The 20,741-nt window shown below is 61.2% G+C and carries 21 protein-coding genes; 9 read left to right on the top strand and 12 right to left on the bottom strand.

The features are described from left to right. Positions 1–45: 45 nt before the first annotated feature. The 3 genes from FKG95_RS20430 to FKG95_RS20440 all read right to left on the bottom strand — a co-directional run bounded on the left by FKG95_RS20430 (position 46) and on the right by FKG95_RS20440 (position 3,293). On the bottom strand, positions 46–1,803 hold the full coding sequence (locus tag FKG95_RS20430) for a TRAP transporter permease (protein ID WP_218940286.1): 1,758 nt from the start codon (positions 1,801–1,803) through the stop codon (positions 46–48). Positions 1,804–1,941: 138 nt separating this feature from the next. After that, positions 1,942–2,892: a TAXI family TRAP transporter solute-binding subunit gene (locus FKG95_RS20435; RefSeq protein WP_142898252.1), complete on the bottom strand. Its 951-nt coding sequence runs from the start codon at positions 2,890–2,892 to the stop codon at positions 1,942–1,944. A gap of 26 nt (positions 2,893–2,918) precedes the next feature. Continuing rightward, positions 2,919–3,293: a hypothetical protein gene (locus tag FKG95_RS20440; protein ID WP_142898253.1), complete on the bottom strand. Its 375-nt coding sequence runs from the start codon at positions 3,291–3,293 to the stop codon at positions 2,919–2,921. Between the two features lie 400 nt (positions 3,294–3,693). Between FKG95_RS20440 and FKG95_RS20445 the strand changes: the two genes are divergently transcribed. Then, complete coding sequence (locus FKG95_RS20445) at positions 3,694–4,017, top strand: ArsR/SmtB family transcription factor (RefSeq protein WP_142898254.1); 324 nt, start codon at positions 3,694–3,696, stop codon at positions 4,015–4,017. Next, positions 4,004–4,909: an alpha/beta fold hydrolase gene (locus FKG95_RS20450; RefSeq protein ID WP_142898255.1), complete on the top strand. Its 906-nt coding sequence runs from the start codon at positions 4,004–4,006 to the stop codon at positions 4,907–4,909. Before FKG95_RS20445 ends, FKG95_RS20450 begins: the two co-directional genes overlap by 14 nt. A gap of 40 nt (positions 4,910–4,949) precedes the next feature. On the opposite strand, the gene FKG95_RS20455 is transcribed toward FKG95_RS20450, so the two are convergent. From FKG95_RS20455 to FKG95_RS20465, 3 genes are all read right to left on the bottom strand, one after another. Continuing rightward, entirely contained in the window at positions 4,950–5,552 is a 603-nt protein-coding gene (locus tag FKG95_RS20455) for a LysE family translocator (protein ID WP_142898256.1), read from the bottom strand. A 237-nt stretch (positions 5,553–5,789) separates the two neighbouring features. Continuing rightward, positions 5,790–6,398, bottom strand: a complete 609-nt coding sequence (locus FKG95_RS20460; RefSeq protein ID WP_218940287.1) for an HD domain-containing protein — start codon at positions 6,396–6,398, stop codon at positions 5,790–5,792. A 113-nt stretch (positions 6,399–6,511) separates the two neighbouring features. Then, complete coding sequence (locus FKG95_RS20465; RefSeq protein WP_142898257.1) at positions 6,512–7,468, bottom strand: ABC transporter substrate-binding protein; 957 nt, start codon at positions 7,466–7,468, stop codon at positions 6,512–6,514. A gap of 545 nt (positions 7,469–8,013) precedes the next feature. Here FKG95_RS20465 and FKG95_RS20470 point away from each other — a divergent pair. Beyond that, positions 8,014–9,525, top strand: coding sequence for an ABC-F family ATP-binding cassette domain-containing protein (locus tag FKG95_RS20470; RefSeq protein ID WP_142898258.1), 1,512 nt, complete (start codon positions 8,014–8,016; stop codon positions 9,523–9,525). A gap of 178 nt (positions 9,526–9,703) precedes the next feature. Here the strand turns inward: FKG95_RS20470 and FKG95_RS20475 are convergent, their stop codons facing one another. Continuing rightward, positions 9,704–10,294: a LysE family translocator gene (locus tag FKG95_RS20475; RefSeq protein ID WP_142898259.1), complete on the bottom strand. Its 591-nt coding sequence runs from the start codon at positions 10,292–10,294 to the stop codon at positions 9,704–9,706. A 173-nt stretch (positions 10,295–10,467) separates the two neighbouring features. Next, the gene (locus tag FKG95_RS20480) at positions 10,468–11,025 is read right to left on the bottom strand and encodes a PRC-barrel domain-containing protein (RefSeq protein WP_179954194.1); all 558 of its coding nucleotides are present in this window, start codon (positions 11,023–11,025) and stop codon (positions 10,468–10,470) included. Positions 11,026–11,310: 285 nt separating this feature from the next. Between FKG95_RS20480 and FKG95_RS20485 the strand changes: the two genes are divergently transcribed. From FKG95_RS20485 to FKG95_RS20500, 4 genes are all read left to right on the top strand, one after another. Then, complete coding sequence (locus FKG95_RS20485) at positions 11,311–11,712, top strand: DUF2177 family protein (protein WP_218940288.1); 402 nt, start codon at positions 11,311–11,313, stop codon at positions 11,710–11,712. A 273-nt stretch (positions 11,713–11,985) separates the two neighbouring features. Continuing rightward, positions 11,986–12,843 (top strand): metal-dependent phosphohydrolase, encoded by an 858-nt coding sequence (locus FKG95_RS20490; RefSeq protein ID WP_142898262.1) that lies wholly within the window; start codon positions 11,986–11,988, stop codon positions 12,841–12,843. 83 nt (positions 12,844–12,926) lie between these two features. Then, positions 12,927–13,445 (top strand): hypothetical protein, encoded by a 519-nt coding sequence (locus FKG95_RS20495; RefSeq protein ID WP_218940289.1) that lies wholly within the window; start codon positions 12,927–12,929, stop codon positions 13,443–13,445. A 244-nt stretch (positions 13,446–13,689) separates the two neighbouring features. Then, positions 13,690–14,976 carry an FAD-dependent oxidoreductase gene (locus FKG95_RS20500; RefSeq protein WP_179954195.1) on the top strand — a complete coding sequence of 429 codons (1,287 nt, stop codon included), beginning with the start codon at positions 13,690–13,692 and terminating at the stop codon, positions 14,974–14,976. Between the two features lie 42 nt (positions 14,977–15,018). On the opposite strand, the gene FKG95_RS20505 is transcribed toward FKG95_RS20500, so the two are convergent. The 3 genes from FKG95_RS20505 to xylF form a co-directional block, all read right to left on the bottom strand. Then, positions 15,019–15,804, bottom strand: a complete 786-nt coding sequence (locus tag FKG95_RS20505; protein WP_142898264.1) for an ATP-binding cassette domain-containing protein — start codon at positions 15,802–15,804, stop codon at positions 15,019–15,021. 3 nt (positions 15,805–15,807) lie between these two features. Further along, positions 15,808–17,073, bottom strand: coding sequence for a sugar ABC transporter permease (locus FKG95_RS20510; protein WP_142898265.1), 1,266 nt, complete (start codon positions 17,071–17,073; stop codon positions 15,808–15,810). A 118-nt stretch (positions 17,074–17,191) separates the two neighbouring features. After that, positions 17,192–18,226: a D-xylose ABC transporter substrate-binding protein gene (xylF, locus tag FKG95_RS20515; RefSeq protein ID WP_142898266.1), complete on the bottom strand. Its 1,035-nt coding sequence runs from the start codon at positions 18,224–18,226 to the stop codon at positions 17,192–17,194. Positions 18,227–18,507: 281 nt separating this feature from the next. On the opposite strand from xylF, the gene FKG95_RS20520 reads away from it, so the two are divergent. Together FKG95_RS20520 and FKG95_RS20525 are read left to right on the top strand one after the other, a co-directional pair. Beyond that, on the top strand, positions 18,508–19,677 hold the full coding sequence (locus tag FKG95_RS20520; protein ID WP_142898267.1) for an ROK family protein: 1,170 nt from the start codon (positions 18,508–18,510) through the stop codon (positions 19,675–19,677). Positions 19,678–19,709: 32 nt separating this feature from the next. Further along, positions 19,710–20,165 carry an AAC(3)-I family aminoglycoside N-acetyltransferase gene (locus FKG95_RS20525; RefSeq protein WP_142898268.1) on the top strand — a complete coding sequence of 152 codons (456 nt, stop codon included), beginning with the start codon at positions 19,710–19,712 and terminating at the stop codon, positions 20,163–20,165. Positions 20,166–20,256: 91 nt separating this feature from the next. Here FKG95_RS20525 and FKG95_RS20530 read toward each other — a convergent pair whose 3' ends face one another. Next, positions 20,257–20,685 (bottom strand): CPCC family cysteine-rich protein, encoded by a 429-nt coding sequence (locus FKG95_RS20530; RefSeq protein ID WP_142898269.1) that lies wholly within the window; start codon positions 20,683–20,685, stop codon positions 20,257–20,259. Positions 20,686–20,741 lie beyond the last annotated feature (56 nt).

The following is a 20,741-nucleotide window of genomic DNA, read 5'->3' on the forward strand; positions in this document are numbered from 1 at the left end:
GGGTTTTAAACAGACGCAAACCCGTGCCTCGCGCCTCTCGCGCAATCAGATAAAGAGGCGGAAAAAGATAACGGTTGCCCCGGCCGCGAAAAGCGCGAGACGCAGGGCCGCCGGCCTCGCACCGATCAGGGCAATGGACATCAGGGTCAGCCCGAGCCCGATCTGGACTGCCGCGAGCAGCGCGCTCAAGGGTGTGGTCTGAAGCTCGATCAGTGCCGGATTTGCGATCATCGCGAGCGGGATGATGTAAAGACCGAACCCGAGGGTCATGGCGGTCAGCGCGACCTTCAGCCAGTTTTCGCCGATCATGCCGGCGGCGATGAACACGGCCCCGCAGACCGGCGGGGTAATGGTGGAGAGCAGCGCAAACCAGAAGACGAAGAGATGCGCCTGCAGCGGTTCGAGCCCCAGCTGGATCAGGGCCGGCCCGGCGACCGAGACGCAGATGACGTAAGCCGCTGTCGTTGGGACTTCCATGCCCAGGATGAGGCAGGCCAGTGCGGTCAGCAGAAGGGCGGGCCAGAGCATTCCGCCCGAGCCCGAAAGGATCAGGGAGGTGATCTTGACCCCGAGCCCGGTGATCGAGAGCACGCCGATGATGATGGACGCGCAGATGATGATGGCCGCGATCATGGAAACCTGCCGCGCGGCATTGAGCAGCGCGTTCTCGATCCGGCCCCGGGTTTCCGCCCAAGATCCGATGCCGCGGGTGTTGAAGAAGAGCAGCAGGAAGCTGGCGAGAATGGCCAGGGACGCGGCGTATTGCGGCGTCACGCCGATCCAGAACATCCCGATGAGAAGCAGGGCGAAGGGCACCGCGAAGAAAGCCGAGGTGATCAGGACAATCCGCAGCGGCGGTTGGTCCTCGGCACTGAGGCCGGCGAGCTTTTCGCGCCCGGCGTAGGCATTCACGCCGACCCAGACCGCCAGAAAGTAGAGAATCGCGGGCAGGAGCGCGGCCGCCATGATCGAGGTGTAGGAGACGCCCGTCAGCTCGACCATGACAAAGGCGCCGGCGCCCATCAGGGGCGGCATGATCTGCCCGCCCGAGGACGCCACGGCCTCGACCGCGGCCGCCAGGCGTTTGGGGTAACCCAACCGGGTCATCGCGGGCAGGGTGATCGCGCCGGTCGAGGCGACGTTGGCCGATGCCGATCCGGAGATGGAGCCGAAAAAGGCGGAGGACAGGACCGAGACCTTGGCCGCGCCGCCCTTGAGGCGTCCGGCTGCGGCGGAAGCGACGTTCATAAAGCCCTGACCGGCCTCGCCGGCATTGAGGACGGCGCCGAAGATCACGAAAATCGCCACCACATTCACGGAGACACCGGTCAGGCTGCCCCAGATGCCGCCCTCGGCAATGGTCAGGGTGCCGAGGAAGCTGGCAAGCGGTGTACCGGAATGGCCGAACTCGCCCGGAATGTGTTGCCCGAAGAGGCCGTAAAGCAGGGTCAGGAACGCCACCAGAGGCAGGGGCCAGCCAATTGCGCGGCGGGCGGCTTCGAACACCACGATCAGCAGGGTTACGGCGATAAGAAGCTGAAAGTTCCCTTCCAGGAAGCCGTATTGGTCGGAGAGCACATCATGCGACCAGGCCACCCACAGCGACGCCGCGATGCCGCAGAGTGTCAGGGCGATGCCGCTGACCCGCATCACGGGGGACTGCGCGCCCGCCAGCAGTATCCAGGGCAAGGCAAGCGCCAGATGCAGGGGGCGGCTGACGAGATTGGGTACCAGCCCGGAGAAGATCAGGGCGAGGTGAAACGCAACCAGTCCGAAAGCCGCGACGAGAGCGATACTGCGCACGGGAACCCCATTTACACGTCAGATGAGTGGCGCCGGTTCAAAGACGCCGAGAGAGCAGGTGGATAGAGAGAAAGCCAGGAACGATCCTGGCTTTCTCGTTTGCCGGAGGTCAGATTCAATCGTCTGACAATGGCGTGGTTACATCTGGGCGTCGGTCAGGCTGTAACCGATTTCCTTGTAGTAGCGGATCGCACCGGGATGGATCTTGCCTGTGATACTGCTCATCAGGCCTTCGTTCACACCATTCCACCAGGGCGCGGCTTCACCCATTTTGGCCCGCTGCTCCCAGAAGGTCTTGGTGAGTTCATAGGCGACGTCATCGCTCATGGCCGTGGTTGTGAAGGCGGCCACCGGCAGGGCCGTCGTCGTGATGTCGGCGTCCTGTCCGGCATAGGTGCCCGCCGGGATCACCAGCTTGGTCCGCTTGGTCTGCGCGATCTGCTCGTCGTTGAGCGACATGACCTTCACGCCGGTGGTCGCCGCGGCCTCGATCACGTTTGGCGCGGGGTAGGAGCCGGCTGTCACAAAGCCATCGATCTGACCGTTTTTCAAGGCCGCCACGGCGTTGGAGAGCTCCACTTCGGCCAACTCGACTTTCCCTTCCAGGCCAAAGAGTTTGAGGTATTTCGCGCCCTCTCTCGCACCGAAGGAACCCTTGCCCAGGAGGATCGTCTTGCCCTCCATGCCCGCAAAATCGTTGATCCCGCTGCTGTCGGACATGACGAAATGCATCGTCAGTGACGGGATGGGGAAGAGGGCCCGGATGTTGTCGAAGGCAGGGTCGCTCTTGTCCTTGAACATCGCCTTGCCCTTCTGGGCGAGGCTGACCAGCACAGGGGGGGTGGTAAAGACATAATCGGCGCCGCGTGCGCGGACTTCCATGACGTTCTGGACCGAACCCTGGCTCTCTTCAACCGTCACGATGATGCCGCCCTCGGTGCCGTCCTTTATCGCCTCCGAGATCTGTACCCCCATCTGGTAGTACGAGGAGGTGGACTTGGCCGACTTATAGGTCACGCGCTCCTGGGCGCTGGCAATTCCGGCTGTCAGGGCGAGCGCGGTGCCCGCCAAAAGGCATGTTAGTTTCACGATTTTTTCTCCCTTGGAATGTCGGTTTATCTTACTTGCATGTTGTCTCGGGCCTTCGCCCCGGAGAGCTGAAACACGACGGCGTCCGCCTGTGCCGTGCTTTTGTTTGTGTGCTCGCGCAGGAGCGCGCAGCCCGCCTTTACGTCGCCGGAGAGGGCATGGTCCTTCAGCGCAGTATGTTCGCGCGCGCTGCGTTCCAGCCAGCTCCGGTGATCGCAGTGCGTCTTGGCATAGGCCATCAGCCGGGAACGGCGGGTCAGGTCGTCATGCGTGCGGACAAACGCGGCGCGCCGATCCATGTCACTTTGTTGGCTGGACCAGGGCAGGCCAAGGCACTCCAATTCGGCCCGCAGCCGCGCCGCGCGTTCGCTGACGGTCGTGCTTGATGAATGCTGCCCCATGACCTCCCCAAAGCGAGATAGAGTCGAGTCTTTTGGTCGTGCAGGCTTTTTGCCGCAAACTCGTTCCAATACTCTCAACCACCATTCCATATTATGTTGCCGATCCTGCGTCAACGCCCCTTTGGAGGCGCAGATTACCGGCTTTACAGGAGAGGCGACCGGCGGGGAAGATCAGGCTTTGCGGACTCATAAAGGGCTCTTCAATCGATGCGAGTGCCGCCTTGACCAAGGTCGCGCAGGCTACGTCGATCGGCCGTGAAAAGAGCGCCGCGCAGCCGACGGCAACTTTTCGGCCCGAGACAATCATTTCTCTGCGGCCTTGCCGCGATCGGAAGACGATGGCTCCCGCCCTTCCGACGACAAGTTGACAATTTCCTGTTATATCGTTAAATAGCTATCTATGGATTCATTGAACTTACCGGAACATCGTGAAGAGCAGGCGAAGGCCCTGGCGAGCGCCGTGCGCATGCAGATTCTGCAGTGGCTTAAAACGCCCGGGGCGTACTTCAGTGAGCAGACGACGGGCGATCCGGTCCGGATCGGCGTCTGCGTGACCCTGATCACGGCCAGGCTGGGCATGAGCCAGCCGACGGTGAGCCGTCACCTGGAGCTGCTCAAGCGCGCCGGCTTCCTGAGCGTGCAGCGCATCGGCAAGTGGTCTTACTACCGGCGCAATGAAAAGGCGCTGAAGGAATATCGGAGGTGGCTCGGTGACGCTCTTTGAAGATCTCGATAAACGTCTGCTCCCTGGTTTCAAGCGCCAACGGGTCCAGACCACGGAAGGTGAAATCCTTGCGCTGGTCGGCGGGGAGGGGCCGCCGCTGCTGATGCTGCATGGCGATCCCCAGACTCATCTCTGCTGGCACGGGATCGCCCCGCGGCTTGCCGAAGACTACAGCGTCGTGCTCACGGATCTGCGCGGGCGCGGGGAGAGTCACAAGCCGGGTCTCTCGCCCGGACATCTTGCCTACGCCAAGCGAACCTACGCGAAGGAGCAGCTGGAGGTGATGGAAGCTCTGGGCTTCGACAACTTCCGGCTGGTGGGACACGACCGGGGCGCGAGGGTCGCGCGGCGCATGGCGCTTGACCATCCCGAACGGATCGAACGCCTTGCCATCATGGACATCGTGCCGGCCCTGGATTTCTACGCGCACACGACGGCGCAGATCGCGCAGGACTATTATTACTTCTTCTTTCTGACCCAGCCGGCTCCGATCCCGGAAAGTCTGATCCGGGGCGATCCGGAAATATTTATGGGCCAAATTCTGACCGGTTTGCCGGGTCAGACGGCGCCCTATGATCCGGAGGCGTTCAAAGCCTACATCGCAGCCAGCACCAGCGAGGAGGCCATCGTCGCGCTCTGCGAGTGTTTCCGTGCGGGCCTCTCGCAGGACATCGGGCATGACCGCGACGACCGGGCAGCGGGCCGGACCATTGCCTGCCCGACCCTGGTGATGTGGGGGGACCAGGGCGTCGTGGGCAAAAACTTCGACATCCGAAGTATCTGGAAAGCCTGGGCGCCCGACAGCCGTTTCGAGCCCATGCCCTGCGGCCATTTCATCCCGGAAGAAGAGCCGGACCGGGCCTTGCGGGCTTTAAGGGAATTCCTGGTTTGAGTTCGGGGTTTAAGTTGTGAGCGAATGCTCCGAAAGCGAGTCAGCGGGTCATCAGGAGCCGCAGCCCCAGAAGCCCGAGAACGCCCGCCGCGAAGCGGTCGATGTAGAGCCTGGCCCGCATGTAACCTGTGCTGACCGCGGGACGGCTCATGGCGAAGGCCAGCGCCGTGTAGAAGGCGGCTTCAATCAAGAAGTGGTTGGCGACAATCAGGAGGTTCTCCGTCGTGGTCAGGCCTGCCGGGAAGATCACCACCAGCACCGCGGCGGAGAAGAGGACGGATTTTGGGTTCAGGATGTTGATCAGCAGGCCCTGACGGAACGCGTGCGCCGCGGGTTTGGTCTCATTCCCGATCGGTCTCCGGGCGCCGGTCCACATCCTGTAGGCCACGTAGATCAGGTAACCTGCGCCAAGGAACTTCACCAGCGTGTAGGCCCAGGGAAAGAGCAGAAAGGCGGCTTCCAGACCCAGCAGGGCCGCCAGGGTCCAAAGCGACGCGACCAAACCAAGTCCGAGACCGACCGCGATGCCCGATTGCCGCCCGGCGCTGAGGGTCGTCTTGATCGCGACCAGCAGAGCCGGGCCGGGGCTGGCGATTGCCGCGAACAGCGCGAGGTTGAATGCAATAAGGTGTGAGAGTTCCATCTTTGTCTCCCGGATTTCAAAACTTAAAGGCTGGTGCCTCTTGCCGTCATGGGGGCGTGCTTCTTTTCGATTGGCGCGCGTGGTGTGTTGCCGTTGCGTCAGGCCGGGCGCAAAAAAAGTTTATGGCCTCCGGTTAAGTCCTGGCAACCGCGGATCCATGAGGGGCGGGTGATATGCGGGATTGTAGTATGCGGGATTGTAGTATGCAGGCCGGGTGCTCTCAGCCACCTGCTTTGCTCAGGCCTGTTGCAGGCGTGCGATGCTGCGGGCGAGGTTTGACCGGGCCTGCCGGTCGAGACGGTTGTGGAAGTAATCGGTGAAATAGAGCCGGTCCCGCTCCAGAAAGTCCCGAAGGATCGCGCTGCGCCCGGCTCGGTAGTCTTCAGGCGGAACAAAGGCATATTCCCTCCGAATGGCCGCTTCGTAGCTTTCGAAGGTCGCGGGTTCCGTGCCGAGGATCGACAGATCCATGTCGAGAAAGAAGGCGCTGTCGGACCGGAGCAGGTGATCCGCCGTGCCGGGCATGCTGTGACCGGCTGTCGCGAGAATGAGGGTCTCCGCACTTGCGAGCATGGCTTTAGGAAGAAGGCCATCGAGCTCCGACAGCAGGAGTGCGGCAGACCGCGCCTCGTTGTCTCTGGCGCGCGGATCGTAGATTGCGTCGTGGTAGAGGATGGCGAGTTCGACGGCAGAGCGGTCGTGGATCCATCCGGCCGTCTTTTCCAGCCAAGCCAGCAGCGCCTCTATGTGCGCCCAGGTGTGATAGTGCCGCTGGGGCTCGGCATGCCGGGCTTTCAGGCGGTCAAGGATCTCGGCTGGCAGCAGGCCGTCATTCATCCGGGCCATCGCTCACAGGTTCTTTTGATCACGCAAAGATGTCTGGATGCGGGCGCAACCGGGCATGGCGCAGATCAGACCTATTGCCCGGTTTTCACCCGCACCGCCCAGCGGAGGAAGAGCTATTGAAACCAGCTGTCGACGGCCGCCTGGTTTTCCTCGATCCACTTGGCTGCAAATTCAGCCGGATCCTGCTTCTCCACGGCCAGGGCGTAGGTCATCGCCGTCAGGGTATCGGTATCGAGCGATACCTTGGACAAGGCCTCCGCCGCCTTGGGCTGATCCGCCTCCAGGGAAACGGCGTAACTGATGTTCAGGGTCGCGTTGTCCCAGGCGACGGCCGCGCTCGACTTCTCAAGCCAGCCCGGTGTGGGGGAGGGCGGAACGATCACCCACTTCGTCGCGTCGTAGGCCGGTTCCTTGAGCACCACCAGCTCATGGGCGGCGAACATATGATGAGGTGTGTAGCAGAAGAAGACGATGTTCTTGTCCGCTTTGACGGCGGCATCGACTTCGCTCAGGGCCGCGGTCTCTTCCATGACCTTGAGGGTCATGGTCTGGTCGTAGCCGTAGGAGCGGGCGCGTATCTGCTCGATGGGCGTCGAGCCCCAGCCATTCGCGCCGATCCAGATCTCGCCCTTTCCGTCACCGTCGGTGTCGAAATTCTTGGCCATCTCCGGATTTGTAAGTTCCTTGAGTTCTGCGATTCCCGTGCGCTCGGCGGTACCCTGGGTGACGCACATGGCCTGGGTGCCGATCGCGCCGCTGGGGTTCATTTTGATCGATTTCTTGCCATCGACGAATTGGCGTTTGAGATGATTCAGATTGGGCAACCAGGCCTCCGGATGCACATGGACCGAACCCGCGTCCATCGCCTTGAACACCGCCGTATTGGAACCATCGCGAAGCTCGACCTCAAGACCGAGTTTATCCTCGAGGGCGACCTTGAGAACATGCGCCGTCGCCTGAACGGACGGCCAGTTAGGAACACCGATAACGACATCTGCAGCCAGCGCGGCGGAACTGTAGGCTGATACCGCGGCGGCGCAGCAAAGCGTTAGTATTTTATTTTTATGCATGTTGAACTCCTCCAGGAAGGGGGGTGTCGGTCAATGAAAAGCCCCGGACCTGAGCCCCGAACGCCAATTGCCTGCATCAGCATACTACATCAATTGACTGTGTTACCATAGACCATCGAGACACTGATTTCTATTGAAGGAGGAAATCCCTGTCGTCGTCCAGAAGCCGAAGACCCGGTTTCTCGGCGATCCCGCCGGTCCGGCCAGCGCCATGCAAGCGCCGGTTCGAGTCCGAAGCGGACACGCTGATTTGGGCTATTATTATGGAAGCGCAGAGCAGATCCGTGAGTCGAGGGCCCGAAATGCTTCTCGCACTGCGCACAATAGATGCAGCTCAGTTGACCCGTCTCCGCCCGCGCATTAAGTTTCGTGTGTCTAACCGAACCAAGGGAGGGTCGGATGTACATTGAACGATATCGAACACGTGGCCCTGTCTTAGCCCTGCAAATTCGTTTGTAGGGCTGATCGAAGGACATTCACGTCACGACGATCTGCCCTGATGGCAGCCTCTTTGGCTGCGCATTTTGGATCGAAAGACGTGACAGATGACCTTAATCAACCTGCGCAATCTTGGCGTAACCCTCTCAGCACCCCTGTTCTCAAATCTCAATCTGACGATCGGCAAAGGTGACAGGATCGGCCTGGTGGCCGCCAATGGCCGCGGCAAGTCCACTTTGCTTCGCGCAATCTCCGGAGAGGCCGATACGACCCACGGTGAAATCACGACCGCACGCGGACTGCGGGTCGGGCGCGTGTCTCAGGACGTGCCCGAGGCGCTGCTGGCTGTGTCCATGTACGACGCTGTACTTTCAGCGCTCGACAATGATCAGGTCGAGCATGAAAGTTGGCGCGTTGATGTCGCACTCGACCATCTACAGGTTCCCCCTGAACTAAGGCAGCGACTGCTTGGCGCGTTGTCCGGCGGTTGGCAACGCATTGCGCTGCTCGCGCGGGTTTGGGTGACCGAACCCGATGTACTCCTGATGGACGAGCCGACCAACCATTTGGACCTCAACCGCATTGGCATCCTGCAACACTGGCTTAACACTGTTGCGCGCGGCACGCCCTTTCTGGTTGCCAGCCATGACCGCTCGTTTCTTGACGCGGTGACAAACAGGACATTCTTTCTGCGGGCCGAGCAGTCGCACTCGTTTACCTCAGCTTATAGCGAGGCCCGCAACGCGTTAGACGAAATGGATGTTGCCGCCGCACGTCAATTTGAGAACGAGATCGCCAAGGCTAACCAGCTCCGGAGGCAAGCGGCGAAGCTCAAGAATATCGGCTTCAATTCAGGTTCGGACCTCCTCTTGAACAAAACCAGGCAGTTGAAGGTCCGTGCGGAGAAGATCGAAGAGTCCGCGCGTCCGGCGTTTACCGAGCGCTCCGCAGGGAAAATCCGCCTGGCCAACTCGGGGACGCACGCCAGGGCGCTTGTCACAATCGAGGAATCAGAAATCACCATCCCAGACGGACAAAGCTTGTTCCGCGTCGGGCCGCTCTGGATCAATCGGGGCGACCGAGTTGTTGTGCTTGGGTCAAATGGCAGCGGCAAAACCCTGTTTTTGACCCGGGTGATCAGCGCCCTGAGAGGAGGTCAATCAGGCATCCGGGTTGCACCATCGGTCGTGCCCGGCGTTTCGGATCAGACTCTTTCGCAGCTTGATGGGTTTTCTTCGCCCATGGACGCGGTCACCGGCAGCTCTGAGGTTGGAGACCGCAGCGCTCGAGCCTTGCTGGCTGGCGCGGGTGTCGACATCAATGTTCAAGACCGTGCGATATCTATCCTGTCGGGAGGGCAACGCAGTCGTCTGGCGATGCTGCTTCTACGGTTGGCAAAGCCAAATTTCTATGTTTTGGACGAACCGACCAACCATCTGGACATCGAAGGCCAAGAAGCACTTGAATATGAGATGTTGGAACACGATGCGACCGCCCTATTGGTGAGCCACGACCGGACCTTTGTACGGACTGTCGGTACAAGATTCTGGCAGATCGAAGAGCAACGGTTGGTTGAAGTCGATAGCCCGGAGGGTTTCTTCTTGAAAGAGCTGGATTAAGGGACAGGCAATTCAAAGCGGTCATCCGACTGAAACGCAAAGATGATCTGTTCCTCCGCGAAGTCGACCTCCGCTGTTCCATGGTTCCATCTGACTCGTTTGCGGGATGCAGGCGCGACGGGAGGCGCGTTCATGCTGCATTTGTCCCGGCCCCGAAGAACCGGACCGCATACAGAATTTACTTTGGAGCCAGTGCGGCCAGGGCGACAACGGCAAGCATCGAGAGCGCCATGGCCAGGTTGATGCGAAACTGGACACGCGCGGGCAGGTCGAGGCGGTGGAGCCAGACGCCGGCGCCGAGCCAGAGAAAATGGATCGGAATCCAGATGGAATTGATCATCAGGAGCTTGATCAGGGTTTCGCTGGCCAGACTCTCCGGCCAGAACGCGAAGCCGGTGAAAAGTGTTGTATTGACCGCATAGGCCTTGGGATTGATGGCCTGCAGCGTGATGCCGCCCCAAACCCCCGGCGCTTTCCGGGCCTCGATAAAGGCGACTTTGCTGCCCGAAAAGGCAATGCGGGCGGCGAGAAAGATCAGATAACAGCCCGAAGCAATCAGCAGGATCAGCCGCACCTGCGGAGTGGCCAGCACAATCGCCGCGAGGCCGGATATCACCGCCAGGGCCACCAGGTTGGTGCCGATGAAGAGCCCGAGAATATAGCGCGCTCCCGGTCGAGGTCCGAAGGCGGCGCCGACCCCCGCCGTCGAGAGGACGCCGGGTCCAGGCGTGATCAGGAGGAAAAAGACGGCGGCGGCAAAGGTGAGCATGCGTCGCTGGTACCGGAAATCAATTGGCTTGTCGAGGCTGAGGCTCTCTCTTGCGCGAGGCTTTGCCTCGGGAGCGGCACGGCGGGCAGGGGTTTACGCCGGAAACCAGGTCAATAAAAAAGGGTGGCCGGTTTATTGCACCGGCCACCCTTCGCAGGACTGGTAACCAGACCTTACTGGGTCATCTGATTCCAGAAGCTGTCCTGCTGCTCGTACTCGGGCATGGCTTCGAGGTCTTCCTTGGTGAACTCGGCGGTGAAGACATCATCTTCACCCTGCTTGAGTTCCTCGATGTTCAGAGCGACGCGGTGCTCTCCGATCCCGATGAAGCCGCCGACGTCAACGAGCGCGCGCTCGATTTTGTTATTCGCGCCGACCAGAAGATCATGGATTTCGCCGACCGATTCGCCCTTTGCATCGACAAGGTTCTTGCCGATCAGTTCTTCGGCAGTGTATCCGCCTGCGATCTCACCGCTGAAGGCCTCGGGTTTGTCCTTGAAGGATTCGAAGCGCAGGGCATCGGAGGTCTCGTCCGCCACATTCTCGGCGGCCTCAGTGGTCGCATCGGCCGCGTCCTTCGCAGCCTCGGCCGTTGCATCGACTGCGCTCTCAGCAGTCTCGGTTGTCTTGTCCATCATGTCTTTGGACTCGGTCTTGGTCTGGTCCGCCCAGACGGCGCCGGAAGCCATGAGAGCCGCACCCGATACCGCCATCAACAAACGTTTATGCATGATAATTTCCTTTTCGTTTCATCGCCTTGAACGCGGTACAAGAGAGCTGCACCGAATGATTGAATGGATAACGGCGAAGCGCTCAAAGCGTTCCATCGCCCTGAAAAAAAACTCGCTTAGCGGGTGCTGAAGAGGCCGCGCAGCCGCGCTTGCCTTTCCCCGATCCCGGGCCATCTCATGTTGTTCGAGAGCAAGTCCGTTCTCCGCACACAAAGCTGTTGGACCTCGTGCTCTCGGTCATATGCAGGTACGTTTGAAGCAATCCGGCAGTCCAGGAGCAGAGATTTGATTTACTTAAAGGCCTACTTCGCGGCCCTCGCGACCTTCCTGGTCGTGGACGGCTTGTGGCTCGGTGTGGTCGCCCGCAAGTTCTATGCGTCGCAGATGGGCAGCCTGCTGCGCGACAACGTCAATTTCCTGGCCGCCGGCGGCTTCTATGTCTTCTACGTGGGCGGGATCGTCTTTTTTGCCGTCGCGCCGGCGCTTGCCGATGGCTCCTGGAAGACCGCGGCCCTGCGCGGTGCGGTCCTGGGGCTGTTGGCCTACGGCACCTACGACATCACCAATCTGGCCACCATCAAGGACTGGCCGCTGACCATGAGTCTGGTCGACATGGCCTGGGGAACCTTTCTGACGGCCATGGTCGCGGTCGTCGGACTTCTGGCGGCGCGGGCGTTGTCCGCTTAGCGCATAAATCCAGCAACTGGCGAATCTGCCCGTTGTTCGCGCAGGCTTGCGGCTTCAGGACGTCCGGCTGGCGCGCGTCTCTTGCCATCATGCCCTAAGACCACATCTTATAAGGCGCTGCTCAAAGATCAGATAATCCAAGGGGCTGTCCCCTCCGGCGAGTCTTTTGGCAAAGGCGATAGAGACAGTCTCTGTACGTAAGTGCTGATGCGGCTTTTCAACGGTGCCAATTCGACCGGGAGCCTGCGTGTTCGAAGCTGTAAGGGATCAAGCATGTTCAATTCCGCCGAGATCATCATCGAGAACCTGAACCGGACCTTGGAGCAAGGCTTCGAAGCCAATTTCGGTCGGGACAATCTGGAGCGTCTCGATCAGCTCACCATCGTTGCGCGCACGGCCCTGGAGCGGATCGCCGACACCAACGCGCTCTATCACAATATCGAACACACGGCGATGGTCACCCTGGTGGGCCAGGAAATCCTGCGCGGCAAGAAAATCAGGTGCGGCGGGATCACGCCGGACGACTGGTTCCATTTTCTGGCGGCGCTGCTGTGCCACGACATCGGCTATGTGAGGGGGATCTGCCTGAACGATGAAGATCCGCTCTTCGTCACCAATGAGAACCAGAAGCGCGAGCGCCTGCCGCGCGGGGCCTCGGACGCCGCACTGACACCCTATCACGTTGACCGGGGCAAGATTTTTGTCCGTGAGCGCTTTTCCGGCATTCCCGGGCTCGATGTCGAACGCCTGACCCGGGCGATCGAACTGACGCGCTTTCCCGTGCCCGAAGACGGCGATCATGACAGCACCGACGACGAACCTGGGCTGGTCAGGGCGGCCGATCTGATCGGCCAGCTCGCCGACCCGCACTACATGCGCAAGCTCAACTGCCTGTTTCACGAGTTCGCCGAGACCGGCATCGCGGAAAAACTCGGCTACAAAACCCCGGCGGACCTGGCGGAGGATTATCCGACTTTTTATTGGAAAGCCGTGCGGCCTTACATTGGCGATGCCCTGGGCTATCTGCGCATGACCCAGGCCGGGAAGCAGTGGATCGCCAATCTCTATGCCCACGTCTTTGCCGCCGAGCACGCCGAACGCAGTCTCGCACCCGTGGCGTCGGAGGCATAGAGGCGGCTATTGTCTGTATTAGATGATGGTCTGCGGTGGGATTGAAGCTGGAGTCTCGTGGTCTGTGGACGTAGGCTTCAGCTATGCGCAGCTTCTCCCGCAACATGCCGCCCCGTCCAGATCACACAATGGGCCCGGTGGCCTCGCTTGGTGTGATGGGGCTCTTCCTTGGCTTGCTCGCCGTACCGGGCCTTGAGTGGTGGCCGCTGGCGTTTGTCCTTCCGGTGATTTTTATCGTCGGGACCCTGATCGGCTGGCGGAACGACAAGCGCGAGGCCGAGAGAAGGCGGGGTGAGAGCATTTGCAGCTTTGCGCGCTCGTTCGATTGCCGCGTGATCGACTCCTGGATTGTCCGGGCCGTTTATGAAGAGTTTTCGGATAGTTTTCCCGTTCGCGCGGAGGACTCCTTTCGCGATGACCTTCGAACCGACGAAGAAGATCTCGAGGACAGTATCGAAGCCATCGCTCAGCGCATTGGCCGCAGTCTCGATAATACGGAAGCCAACCTCTTGTGGGGCCGGTTGGAGAACGCAACGGCGTGCGATCTGGTTCTTTTCCTCAACGCTCAGCCCAGGCTTTCGGCGGGCACGGCAGACCGGTAATCCTCCGTCACCATACAGCGCCCCGGCCGGGCGAAGACGGCCATAAAAAGGACATAGCCGGCGATATATTCAGAGCCGCTTCTTTCGGACTATTCTCGCGAAGGAGTGGGCGCCTTTTCAGGCGTCTTTGCGAGCGGGCAGGTCATGAAACCAGGCCGCGTTTTCTTACAGGCACGGCGTGCGCTTTGGGGGGCGTACAGGGGGCTCTGGCACAGGGGTTTCGAACGGAGAGGAACGAAGTGTTTTGAACGATCACTGTCGACTTGGAGTCATTGGTGCCGGTCCGGCAGGCCTGAGCCTGGCGAAGCTGGCGCAGGAATCAGGTCGCTTCGCCCCGACCGTTCTGGAGCGCGAAGATGTCGTTGGTGGAAAATCGCGGAGCCTCAACTATGGGGACATAGTGGTCGAACTGGGAACCTGTTACACCACCAGGGCACACAGACTGGTGAAGCGGTGGATGCGCGAGCTGGGCCACGATCTGCGGCCCCTCGGCCGTCAGAAATTCGATGCTGTTGAGTTTTTCGAGTATGTGAAGGACGGGCCGGGGGCGCCCTTCGTCCTGCAGTGTCTGAAGTACCTCTATTGCCGGCGTGCATTGCTTCGTGCAATCGACAGCACGACCAAAATGAGCGCCGCCAACAGACAGATTGCGATGCCGGTTGGCGATTGGCTGAATGCGCACAACTTACCCAAGATGCGAAAATTCATGCACCGGGCTTTGACCTCGCTGGGATACGGATATGTCGATACGACACCGACTATTCAGGCCCTTAGGTGGTGCAGCCTGGACCTTCTTCTCACCGGCCTTTTTAATCAGGTCGAACTCCCTGTTCGGGGCTGGTCGAAATTCTGGTGCGATCTGGCCGAAACGATGGAGGTCAAGACCGGTGTGACGATTACCTCCGTCAAGCGATCCTCCGCAGGCGCGATCATCCGGACAACGGAGGAAACGCTCGCATTCGATGCGATTGCCATCTGCATCGACCCGGATATCGCCAATCGCTTTCTCGAGCCTACGGAGCAGGAAGCCTTCATCGCCGAGTCCCTGGAATATCAGGGCTATTTTTCCGCTGTGATCGTCGCCGATGACTGGTTCGACGCGTGGGATTCACAAGGCTACAGCGATGCATGCCGTTCGTCCAAAGACAAGGGGCGGCTTGTTGCCGTGCGCCGCGATGGCTACTCCCCAGACCTGGGCGGACAAGTCTATTTCACCGGCCAGATACCGGGCCGCTACACAAACGCGGAGTTATCGGAGCTTCTAAAACAGGAAGTCCTCAGGCATGGCGGAACGGTCAGCCGGGAGCTCACACATAAGCGCTGGAAGTATTTCCCGCAGTATAAGTCACAAGCGATCCTGGACGGACTCCTCGAAACAATGGCCAATGTCCAGGGAAGGAACAGCACCTGGTATTCGGGCTCTGCCTTCTCACACGAAGCCGTCTCGAATATCTGCGACTTCAACCAAGCCCTCCTGAAGCGGATGGAACGCTTCTATCGTCTGGACTCCCGGAGGACGGGGCCGGACTGATTTCGGTCAGCTGTCAGGGCGTGACCGGAAGCTGAGGTCTCTTCAACCATCCCCATCCAGCGCGCCCGGTCCCGGCGTGGCGCCCGGGGGGCATTTGCCCAGGATGATCATGCCCAGCACCTCGTCCTTGGTGACGTCTTCCGTCCGGGCGGAGCCCACGAGCTGGCCGTTTTTCATGACACTGACCCGGTCGGCCAGATCGAAGACGTCGTGGATGTCGTGGGAGATCAGGAAGATGCCGATGCCCTCGGACTTCAGCTGTTTGATCAGCTCGGCGACCTGCGCGGTTTCCTGGGGACCCAGCGCGGCGGTGGGTTCGTCCATGATCAGGACCCGGGCGTCGAAGTAGATGGCGCGGGCGATGGCGACGGATTGGCGCTGGCCGCCGGAGAGGGCTTTGACCGGTGCCGAGAACTTCTCAAAATTCGGGTTCAGGCGGTTCATGATCTTGCGGGTTTCGGCTTCCATCCTATCGTCGTCCAGGAAACCGCCGGCCGAAACCAGCTCGCGCCCCAGGAAGATGTTCGAGGCCGCGTCGAGATTATCGGCCAGCGCGAGCGTCTGATAGATGGTTTCGATGTTGTGGCGCCGGGCATCGCGCGGGTTTTCGATCGCGACCTCCTGACCGTTGATGCGGATGGAGCCGCTGTCGCGCCGGTATGCACCGGAGAGGGTCTTGATCAGGGTCGATTTGCCCGCGCCGTTATGGCCGAGCAGGCCGACGACCTCACCGGGGTAGAGATCGACATCGACGCCGTCGACCGCCTTCACACCGCCGAAGGCGATGTGGATGTCCTGCATTTCGACGAGAGGTGTTTGCGTGTCCATGGCTCAATCCCCCGTTCTGCGGCGGTAGACAATGTCGGCAAGGACCGCAAGCACCAGCACCACCCCGACCACGATGGATTGCAGCGGCGCGTCGACCCCGACCATGGCCATGCCCGACTGCAGCGACTGCATGACCACCGCCCCCAGGATCGCGCCGTAGATCGTGCCGATCCCGCCGGAGAGGGCGGTGCCGCCGATGACGGCGGCGGCGATCACCCGCAGTTCATCCAGGGTACCCAGGTCGTTGGCCGCCGAGCGCAGGCGGGCCGAAGCGATGACGGCGGCGATAGCCGTCAGGAAGCCCATCAGGGCGAAGACCTTCACCGTCAGCAGCTTGGTGTTAACCCCGGCCAGTTCTGCCGCATCGGGGTTGCCGCCGGTGGCGAAGACGTAGCGCCCGAAGCGGGTGCGCTTGGCGATCACGGTCATAACAGTGGCGACCACCAGCACGATGATGACCGGAATAGCGATGCCGTGAGAGAGGACCAGACCTTCCGGCATGGTTTCGCCGCGTGCCTCGAACATGCGTGCCGCGGCGCGCGAAGGAATTGCGTAGGCGTTCATGACCGCTGTGAAGCCGAAGATCACCGCCACGAAAAGCCCGGCCAGCACGACATCGGCTGCCAGAGGTTTGACGGTGAAACCGTGATCGCTTTTGCGCTTGCGGGAAAGAAACAGCAGGACCACGGCGGCGAGCGAGCAGACCGCTGCGAGCAGCCAGCTCCAGGTCGCGCCCAGGGTGCCTTCCGCGCCACCGCCCAAGAGGGTGAAGGTGGAATCAAGCGGGGCGACCGTTTGTCCGCTGGTCACCCACCAGGCGGCCCCGCGCCAGACCAGCAGGCCGCCCAGGGTCACGATGAAAGCCGGGACTGCGAGGTAGCCGATGATGTAGCCCTGAACCGCTCCGACGGCTGCGCCGATCAGCGCGCCGACGAAAACCGTGATGATCCAGATGGCGGGGTGGCCGATGCCCAGTAGATCCGGCAGGACCTGCGCCTGCAGCCAGCCGATGGTCATGCCAATGAAGCCCAGCAGTGCGCCGACCGAGAGATCGATATGGCGGGTGACGATGATGAAAACCATCCCGGTCGCCATCACCGCGACCGACGCGGTCTGAACCGAGAGATTGAAGAGGTTCCGCGGCGTCAGGAAGCGGCCTTCGGTCAGCAGATCGAACACGATCCAGACGATCAGCAGCGCGGCGATCATGCCGACCAGGCGCGTATCGATCTGGAGTGTGCGGAAGGAGCGTGACAGGGTATCGCGCATGCTAGATTCCCAATGCGAAATCAGTGAGCTGCCTAAACCGGATTTTCTTTGGCGGGGGCGGTCTGGACTCTTTGCGTTGGATCCGGAACCGCCCCGCGCGTGGCTTGCCGAGGTGGCGTCAGCCGCAGATCTCGACCGCGCCTTTAGGTACACCGGCGCAGAGCGCATCTTTCTTGATCCAGCCGGCATCGACAACGGCATTCAGGTTTGCCCGGGTCACCGGAACCGGCGCCAGGAATCTCGCGGTCAGCTCCGTGCCGCCGGGGCTGGTCCAGGTCTGCGAGCCCTCGACGTCGCCCATCTTTGCACCCTTTGCCATGGCGACGGCGACTTCACCGGCCACCCGGCCAAGATCGCGGGCATCTTTCCAGACCGAGACAGTCTGGGTGCCGAGCGCCACCCGGTTCAAAGCGGCATGATCGCCGTCCTGTCCGGAGACCGGAATACCTTCCATGCCCTGGGCGGTCAACGCTGCGACCACGCCGCCGGCGGTGCCGTCATTGGAGGCCACGACCGCATCGACCTTGTTGTCGTTGGCGGTCAAGAGCTGTTCCATATTGCGCTGGGCGTTGGCCGGAAGCCAGCCGTCGGTGTAGGCCTCGCCGACGATTTTGATGTCTCCTGAATCAACGGCGGCTTGAAGAATTTCCTGTTGCCCGCCGCGCAGGAAGTCGGCGTTGGGATCGGTCGGGGAGCCCTTGATCATGACGTAGTTGCCCTTGGGCTGCGCCGCGAAGACGGCGCGGGCCTGCATGCGCCCGACCTCGACGTTGTCGAAGGTCAGATAGAAGGCACGGGCATCGTCGATCAGGCGGTCGTAGCCGACCACCGGAATGCCCTCGTTGTCCGCGGCATCGATCGCCGGGCCGATGGCGCTGGAGTCCTGGGCCAGGATGATCAGGGCGGTGGCGCCGCGCGCAATCAGGCTTTCCACATCGGACAGCTGCTTCGAGGATGAGGATTGGGCGTCCGCCGAGATGTAATTGGCACCGGCGGCATCGAGAGCGGCCTTGATCGCGGCTTCATCGGTCTTCCAACGCTCTTCCTGGAAGTTGGACCAGGACACGCCGACGGTGATGTCTTGAGCAAGCGCCGTGCCGGAGATGCTTGCAGCCATGGCCACAGCGGCCAGGCCGAGCGTATATTTCTTCATCGATTCCCTCCCGTTTTTATTGCTTCGATCGACGCGCCGCGCTTCATCGAGCGGCGCTATTGTCTATTTATTTCACGCCTTGAAAAAAAAGTGACACGGGACGCGGGCTGTGTCAACGTATTGCTGAAGTGCCAGGGGTTACCTGTGCGGGAAGCTTTGCGCGAACCTCTGCAGGAGCCGGTGCAGAGGTGCCGGGCAGGACCCTTGAAAAGGCATGAACAAATGGGAGCGAAAAGATCCGTAAGGCCACGATCGATCTTGTCCGCGAAAACAACAGAGCGTTGATCCTGCGCGCGCTGCGAAGGGGCGGGGCGCAGTCGCGCACGGCGCTGGGCCGGGTGACCGGCCTGAGTCCGGCGGCGGTTTCGGGCATTACCTCCGCGATGCTGGAAGAGGGGCTTCTGGTTCAGGCCGACGCACAGATCGAAGCGGCCAAAGGGCGGGGCCGGCCCCAGGTCAAGCTTTCGCTCAACCCGCTGCACGGCAGCGTGGTCGCGGTCATGATCGCGGTCAACCGCATCCGCCTGAAGCTGATCGACTACGCCGGCGAGGAACGTGCGGAAAGCCAGGTCGATGTCGCGGCGCTGGAGCTGCAGCGCGGCGATTTCATCCGCACCATCGGCGATGCGGTATTTACCCTGCTCGAGGAGAGCCCGCTTCCGGCCGGCCCGCTGTCGCGCATCGAAATTTCAGTCCAGGGTATCACCGACGGCGCGGGCGCGAAGATCCTCTGGTCGCCGGTGCTGCGCGCGCGCGAAATCGACCTTGGACGCCGGTTCTCCCGGCGCTTCGGCGTGCCGGTTTCGGTGATGAACGACTGCGCCGCCATGACCGAGGCCCTGCAGTGGATCGATCCGCCGCGCTACCGCGAGCGCTTCGCGGCGGTCCTCATCGGTTATGGCGTCGGCATGGGGCTTTTCATCGACGGCGCGCCCTTCGTCGGCCTGCGCGATTCCGCCGTCGAGTTCGGTCATATGAACCACGTGCCTGAAGGCGCGCTCTGCCGCTGCGGCCGTCGGGGCTGCGTCGAGGCCTATGCCGCGGACTACGCGATCTGGCGGCGGGCCAGGGGCCTGGATGCTGCCAAGCTGGTCGCGCCGCCGCCGGCGGAGGAGATGGCGCGGATCGAAGAGCTGGCCCGCGCAGGCGATGAACGGGCGCGTGCGGCCTACAGAGAGGCGGGCTGTGCCATCGGTTTCGGCCTCGGGCGGCTGTTCGCTCTGATCGGTCCGGTGCCGGTGGCCTTCACCGGCAGCGGTACCCGAGCCATCGATCTGCTGGAGGAAGGCCTGCGCGACGGCTTCGAGCAGAGCCTGGTGGAAGACCTGCGCGGTGAACTGGTTTTCGAGACCCTGGGAGACGAGGCGACACTGGTCTTCAAGGGCCTCGCCATGGCCGCGCTCAACCGCCTGGACACCGAGGACGTTGCGGCGCTGCAGGTCTCTACCTAAATTGTAGGTCCCGTCAATCGAGGCTGACGCACATGGGCTCCTATTCAATTCGTCATCTGGGGGCAGGTGATGTCACGTTATTTCGCGAACTGGTCACGCTGTTCGGCGAAGCCTTCGAAGATCCAGAGACCTATTGCGGGGCGCAGCCCGGCAAGACCTATCTTGAGGAGTTGCTTGGCGGCTCGGACTTTATCGCACTGGCGGCCTTTCAGGACGGCCGGGTGACCGGCGGCCTCTCGGCTTATGTCCTGAAGAAGTTCGAGCAGGAGCGCAGCGAGATCTATATCTACGATCTTGCGGTCGCGGAGGATCACCGGCGCAAGGGCATCGCCACGGCGCTGATCGAAGATCTCAAGGTCATTGCCGCCGCGCGCGGGGCCTACGTCATCTACGTGCAGGCCGACCTGATCGATCTGCTCGCGATTGCCCTCTACACGAAGCTGGGAACGCGCGAAGACGTCCTCCATTTCGACATCGAGGTTCTGTAAACCCACCGCCTGTTGCGTGGTTTGGCTCGCTGTATTCGGCTTCACAGTGTGGCGCGGACGGCGGTTGGTGAGTTGAACGGCAGCTCAGAGTCTAGGCTTTACGCTCGCGCGCAACCTGTGCTTTGAGCTCGCGTTGGAATTGCTCTAACTCTGCGCGATCTGCATCGCTTATTTTTATGGTGGCTTTCTCCAACTCCAGGAGTTTTGCCCGGTCCAATTCCATCTTGCCGGACAAAATCTCTTTGACATAGTCGACCAGCGCGAGACGTTCCGGGCTCGGATCCTTAATATGGTCAGGTCCGGTCCCTAAGTCATACTTATGATAGTGGTCGCGAAAATTCGCACGGGCCGCAGTAAGTGAATACTGGTAGTTTGGGCCTCCCCAAACCGCATCTGCGTCCGGGTCGTCCTGCCCGTCGTCATGCCAACGGCAAACACCGCAAATCTCATGGCCGCCCCGATACCATATCGTCGGTAAGAAACAGCAAGGGCAGCCGTCGGGAGTTGTCTTTTCTGTCATGGCGGCAAGCTAACAGGGGCAAAGCGTATTTGCAACCGGCGCGCGTAGAGTGACTT

Source organism: Denitrobaculum tricleocarpae (assembly GCF_007004665.1).
In the GTDB taxonomy this organism is placed as follows: domain Bacteria; phylum Pseudomonadota; class Alphaproteobacteria; order Kiloniellales; family Kiloniellaceae; genus Denitrobaculum; species Denitrobaculum tricleocarpae.